The organism is Stenotrophomonas sp. 05L44_2, assembly GCF_056665995.1.
Genome location: NZ_JBFTNR010000207.1, coordinates 1 through 5,641 on the forward strand (window position 1 = coordinate 1; position 5,641 = coordinate 5,641).

General features: G+C 69.3%; 4 protein-coding genes and 1 pseudogene. 1 reads left to right on the forward strand and 4 read right to left on the reverse strand.

Translation table 11 applies throughout. The annotated features are described in order from the left end of the window. Positions 1–446, forward strand: a pseudogene (locus AC1VAN_RS09125) (sel1 repeat family protein); the annotation flags it as partial. Between the two features lie 37 nt (positions 447–483). Here the strand turns inward: AC1VAN_RS09125 and AC1VAN_RS09130 are convergent. The 4 genes from AC1VAN_RS09130 to AC1VAN_RS09145 form a co-directional block, all read right to left on the reverse strand. Next, positions 484–2,088 carry an OpgD/OpgG family glucan biosynthesis protein gene (locus AC1VAN_RS09130; protein ID WP_032978429.1) on the reverse strand — a complete coding sequence of 535 codons (1,605 nt, stop codon included), beginning with the start codon at positions 2,086–2,088 and terminating at the stop codon, positions 484–486. A 48-nt stretch (positions 2,089–2,136) separates the two neighbouring features. Next, entirely contained in the window at positions 2,137–4,602 is a 2,466-nt protein-coding gene (locus AC1VAN_RS09135; RefSeq protein ID WP_051585162.1) for a serine/threonine-protein kinase, read from the reverse strand. An 18-nt stretch (positions 4,603–4,620) separates the two neighbouring features. Further along, positions 4,621–5,187 (reverse strand): ECF-type sigma factor, encoded by a 567-nt coding sequence (locus tag AC1VAN_RS09140; RefSeq protein ID WP_025875449.1) that lies wholly within the window; start codon positions 5,185–5,187, stop codon positions 4,621–4,623. 69 nt (positions 5,188–5,256) lie between these two features. Then, on the reverse strand, positions 5,257–5,641 hold a 385-nt coding region (locus tag AC1VAN_RS09145), incomplete at its 5' end, for a zinc finger domain-containing protein (protein ID WP_480985673.1).

Genomic DNA, 5,641 nt, shown 5'->3' on the forward strand with positions numbered 1-5,641 from the left:
GCGTTGAACAGCCGCGCAATCCGGTCATGGCCTATGCGTGGATGGAAGTGGCAGCCGAGCGCGGCTACCCGCTGTTCGTGGACCTGCGCAACGAGTACTGGGCGACCCTGCCGCTGGAACAGCACGACGCCGCGCGGGCGCAGGCGAGCGCGCTGCGTGCAGAGTATGGCGATGAGGTCGCGCGCCCACGCATGGCCGAAGTGTTGAGGAAGGGACGACGCGAGATGACCGGCAGCCGCGTAGGCTCGATGTCCAACAACGTGGACATCGTGTACATGGACGGCGGCATATCCCGCACGATCAAGGCCGACCGCCTGTATGACCCCAAGTACTGGGATCCGAAGCAGTACGAGCGCTGGCAGGACGAAACCTGGATGAAGATCCGCCGTGGCACGGTGGAAGTGGGCGTGCCGACCCAGTCGCACGCGACCGACAGCAAGCCCTGAATCAAGGGTGCCGGCGCTTGGCCGGCACCGCTCTGCTTCAGTACAGCGTGCGCTCCGGCGCACCAGCCGGCGGCGGGGTGTACTGGTACAGCCAGGTTTCGGTGAGGGTCTTGCCGCCACTGCGCAGGTACAGGCGGATGTCGATCTGCTCGCTGCTGCCCTCCGGCGGCACCAGGTCGAACATCGCGCGGTAGCCCTTGATCTCGCGCAGCGGCCGCGCCGAGACGATCTCCACCCGGCCACGGCTGGTTTCGACAACGGCTTCGACGTCGGCCTTGTCGATCAGGCTGGCCAGTTCGCCGCCTTCGAAGTCGACCGCAAAGCGCCACGAGAAGTACTCGCGCTTCTTGCCGATCACCCCGCCCAGGCCGGTGCGGCTGGCAACGCAATGGGCCAGCGGCGTATGCGCCGGCGGCTGCGCGCCCCAGTACAGCCGGTAGCCGACCAGCAGTTCCTGGCCCGGCTGCGGCTTTTCCTTCGGGTTCCAGAAGGCCACGATGTTGTCGAAGGTTTCATCGACGGTGGGAATCTCCACCAGCTGCACCGAACCCTCGCCCCATTCGCCCTTCGGCTCCACCCACAGGCACGGACGCTTCTCGTAGAACACGCCGTCGTCCTGGTAATGGTCGAAGTTGCGGTCACGCTGCAGCAGGCCGAAGCCACGCGGGTTGCGGTCGACGAACATGTTGAAGCGCAGGTTGCGCGGGTTGACCAGCGGCCGCCAGATCCATTCACCAGCGCCGGTCCACAGCGACAGGCCGTCGGTATCGTGGATCTCCGGGCGCCAGTCCCAGCCCATGCGGCGGTCGTTCTCGCCTACCTGGTACATGCTGGTGCACGGGGCGATGCCCAGCCGCTCGATGGTTTTGCGCGGGTACAACGCGCTGTCGATGTCCATCAGCAGCACATCGCCGTTGGTGACGGCGAAGCGGTAGGCACCGGCCACGCTGGGCGAATCCAGCAGCGCATAGACGATGATGGTGTCCGAGTCGGCCGCAGGCTGTTCCAGGTAATAGGCGATGAAGTCTGGGAATTCCTCCGGCTTGCCCATGCCGGTGTCGATGGCCAGGCCACGCGCGGACTGGCCGTACTGGCCTTCCTTGCCCACTGCGCGGAAGTAGCTGGCACCCAGGAACGCGGCGAAATCGCGGTCGGTGTCCTTGCGCGTGTTCAGCCGGAACCCGGCAAAGCCGAGGTCGGCCGGCAGCTCACCATTCTTCAACCCGCTCTTGCCGTAGTTGAACGCGGCGCCGTCATAGGCCAGTTCCTGCGCCTTGCCGTCGACCACGTCGTACATGCGCACGGGCGAATGGAAGTACAGACCCAGGTGGAAGAACTTGGCCTGGAACTTACCCGGCTGGTCGGCCCACAGGGCGTGGTCCTGGCGATAGCCGATCGACTGGTACTGATCCCAGTCCAGCGCCTCCAGCTTGCCCGGCAGCACCCGCTTGTGGCTCTGGTAGGGCGCCTGTGCCAGCGCGCGCGCCTGGCCCTTCAGGGTGGCGAAATCGAACGGCTGCGGCTGGCCAAGCCGGCGCAGCCCAAGCTGGCCACTCTTGCTGGCCGCGCAGGCCGGCAGTGACGGCAGGCCGAAGGCGGCCAGGGCCAGGGAGGCATTGCGGATGAAGTCGCGTCGTTGCATGCAGGCGCGGGAGCAAAGGGAAGGTCGGCCATCATAGGCAGACAAACGTTAACGGGCAGCGGTGGACTCGATACCCTGTTCAGCCTGTGCCAATGCCGCAAGGCGGGCATCAAGCTCGTGCAGGGCCGGTGCCTGCGGACCGCGCTGGGCCAGCAGCAGCTGTCGTGCCTCGGCCAGCACGGTGCGGGCCTGCGCGATCTGGCCGGCCTGCTGCAGGACCTGCCCCTGTGCCAGCAGCGCCTGCGGCAGCAGGGCGACGTGATCCGGTTGGCGCCAGATCGCCACCGCGCGGGCATAGTGCGCTGCCGCCGCCGAGGGGTCGCCGCTGGCGCTGGCCCATTTCCCCAGGGCGAACTCGCCGTAGCCGATCTCGCGATGGTCCGGGCCCAGAGCGCCGAGCAGCTGTGCCTGCACCTGCCGCAGTTCCTGGCCGGCCAGCGCGTGCTGGCCACGCTGCAGGGCCAACAGCGCGCGTGCGCGGCGAACCACCAGTGCCTCCGGGTGGCGCGGTCCCCATGCCTCCTGTGCCGCCTGCCAGGCCAGCTCCAGCTCGGCCGCTGCCGCCTGCGTGTCGCCCTGCCGGGCCAGCACATCGCCCAGCTGGCGATGCAGGCTGATCACCTGCGGGCTGCTGGCGTCGGCGCGTTGGCCGAGCAGGGCCAGCGCCTGCCGGTACCCCGCCAGCGCGGCCGGCAGGCGTCCGGCGGTGGCGTCCAGGGCGGCCAGATCGGCCAGTGATTCAGCACGCCCGAAGCGCTCGACCATCCCCTGGTGGCGCAGCGCCAGCGCCTGCTGGAACGAACGCCGCGCCGCATCGGCGTCACCCAGCTGGGCCTGGCACCGCCCGAGCTGGCTGTGGAACTCGGCCACCGCCGCCGGCAATGCCGCCGCTTGGCTGGCCGCAAGCGGTTGCAGTGGCTGCAGGTGCGCCAGGCACTCGCGTCCGCGACCGAGCATGCGCAGTGCGCGCCCCCGCTGGGTCACCGCCTCGATCTGCAGCGCCGGCGGCACCTCGCCCACCTCCTGCAGCAGCTGGCGCTGCTGGTCCAGGGTCTGCAGCGCCAGCTGGTAGTCGCCCAGGCCGATGCGCAGGCGGCCGATCACCCCTTGCAGCTCGGCCAGCGCCAGCGGCTGGTCAGCCAGTTCGGCTTCGCCCCGTTGCTGGCCGGTGGCCAGCAGCTGCGGCACGTCGAAATGGCCGTGGCGCTGGCTGGCCGCCTTGTCGAACAGGCCAACGGTGAAATCCTGCATGGCCTGCGCACGCGCCATTTCCGCCCGCGCCTGGCGCAACTGCCACAGGGCGAAGGACGTGGTCCCCAGCAGGGCCAGCGCGGCCAGCCCGGCCAGCGCCACGCCCCAGCGATGGCGGCCCACGTACTTTCGCACCCGGTAACCCATGCCCGGCGGACGCGCCTGGATCGGCTGCCCCTGCAGGTAGCGGCGCAGGTCGCCGGCCAGTGCTTCGGCCGAGCTGTAGCGCTGCTGCGGGTCTTTCTGCAGGGCCTTTTCCAGCAGCACGTCCAGATCGCCACGCAGTCGCTTGGCCTGCCGCAGCAGCGCCCGTCTCGGTGCCCCCGGCTCGGCGGCCAGCCGTTGCAGCAGCGCCGAGGCACGCGGTGCCTGCACATCCAGGATCGAGCGCTCCCATTCCGCATCGCTGTGCCGGCGCAGGCGATAGGGCTTGTGCCCGGTGACCACCTCGAACAGCACCACGCCCAGCGAATAGACATCGGTCAGGGTCGTCACCGCCTCGCCACGCACCTGCTCCGGCGCGGCGTAGTGCAGGGTGAACGCGCGGATTTCGGTAGCCGGATGGGCCGCGTTCGGATCGTCGTGGTCGAGCAGCTTGGCGATGCCGAAGTCGAGCAGTTTCACCGTGCCGTCGGCGCGTACCAGGATGTTGGAGGGCTTCAGGTCGCGGTGCACCACCAGGTTCGCATGCGCATGGCTGACCACCGCGCAGACCTGCAGCATCAGCTGCAGACGCGTTTCCAGCGGCGGTTGCAGGCGCCGGCAGTAGTCGCTGATCGGCTCGCCTTCCACGTAGTCCAGCGCCAGGTAGGGCTGCCCGTGCTGGTCCACCCCGGCGTCCAGCAGCTGTGCCAGGTGCGGGTGCTGCAGGCGGGCCAGGATCTGCCGCTCGCGGCCGAAGCGCTGGCGCAGGCCGGGATCGGCCACGCCACTGCGCAGCAGCTTCAGCGCGACCTGGCGCTGGTACAGGCCATCGCAGCGCTCGGCCAGCCAGACCTCGCCCATGCCGCCTTCGCCGAGCGGATGCAGCAGCCGATACGGCCCGACCTCGCTTCCGGCGCGGCCTGGCGGCGTAGCGGTCCACAAGGGCTGGGCCATGAACTCGTGGCTGTCAGCTTCCTGCTGCAGCAGGCGTTCCAGTTCGCGGCCCAGCGTCGGGTCCTGCGCGCTCACGCGCTGCAGGCGCAGCTGGCGGGCGGCGGGTGCCAGCTCCAGCAGCTGGTCCAGCCAGGACGACAATTGCTGCCAGCGGGCGGTATCCATGGTGTGGGTGGCGGCGACTCAGTCGCTGCGCATCGCGGCCAGCAGGAACAGCCGCGCCTTCTGCCAGTCGCGGCGGATGCTGCGCTCCGAGCGCTGGCTCAGTTCGGCGATCTCCAGTTCGGACAAGCCGGCGAAGTAGCGCAGCTCCACCACCTTGGCCAGGTGCGCATCGACGGCCTGCAGGCGTTCCAATGCAACATCGAGGGCCAGCAGATCCTCGTCCAGGCGCACGCCGCTGCTGCTGTTCTCGGGAATCTCGGCCACCCGCTTGAGGTCGCCACCGCGCTTGCGCGCCAGCCGGTTGCGCGCGTAATCGACGACCACGCTGCGCATCGCCGACGCCGCATAGGCGAAGAAGTGCGCACGGTCCTCGAAGCGCGCCGCACCGCGGCTGCCCAGCAGTTTCAGGTAGGACTCGTGGACCAGCGAGGTCGCATCCAGGGTGCGTCCCTGCTGCCCGGCCAGCTGCCGCCGGGCCATGCTGTGCAGTTCCTGGTACAGGGTGGTCAGCACACGGTCGAGCGCGGCGCGGTCGCCACCGCGCGCAGCATCCAGCCATACGGTGATATCCGGGCCTTCGTCCATCGCCAACGCTCCCCCGCAGCGGATGTCGGCTGGACTATAGCGCTGCACGTGTGCAGCGCATGAAGACGTTCAGCGCTGGCAGCGGCTGCACCACACGCTTGCCCGCTGGCCGATCATGGCGTGCTTGAGCGGGCGGCCGCAGCCGGGGCACGGCAGGCCATCGCGGCCATAGACCAGCAGCTCCTGCTCGAAGTAGCCCGGCGCGCCGTCGGGGCTGATGAAATCGCGCAGGGTGGTGCCACCGCGGGTGATGGCGTAGTCCAGCGTTTCCTTCACTGCCGTGGCCAGCCGCCGATAGCGCTCGCGGGTGACCTTGCCGGCCTCGCGCAACGGGCTGATCCCCGCCTTGTACAGGCTCTCGGCGGCGTAGATGTTGCCCACCCCGACCACCACCGCCTGGTCCATCAGGAAGGTCTTCACCGGCGCGCTGCGGCCGCGGCTGCGGGCGAACAGG

Bases quoted from the DNA above. Each gene is read 5' to 3' on its own strand.
- AC1VAN_RS09130 (WP_032978429.1), bottom strand. From the start codon at position 2,088: ATGCAACGACGCGACTTCATCCGCAATGCCTCCCTGGCCCTGGCCGCC.
- AC1VAN_RS09135 (WP_051585162.1), bottom strand. From the start codon at position 4,602: ATGGATACCGCCCGCTGGCAGCAATTGTCGTCCTGGCTGGACCAGCTG.
- AC1VAN_RS09140 (WP_025875449.1), bottom strand. From the start codon at position 5,187: ATGGACGAAGGCCCGGATATCACCGTATGGCTGGATGCTGCGCGCGGT.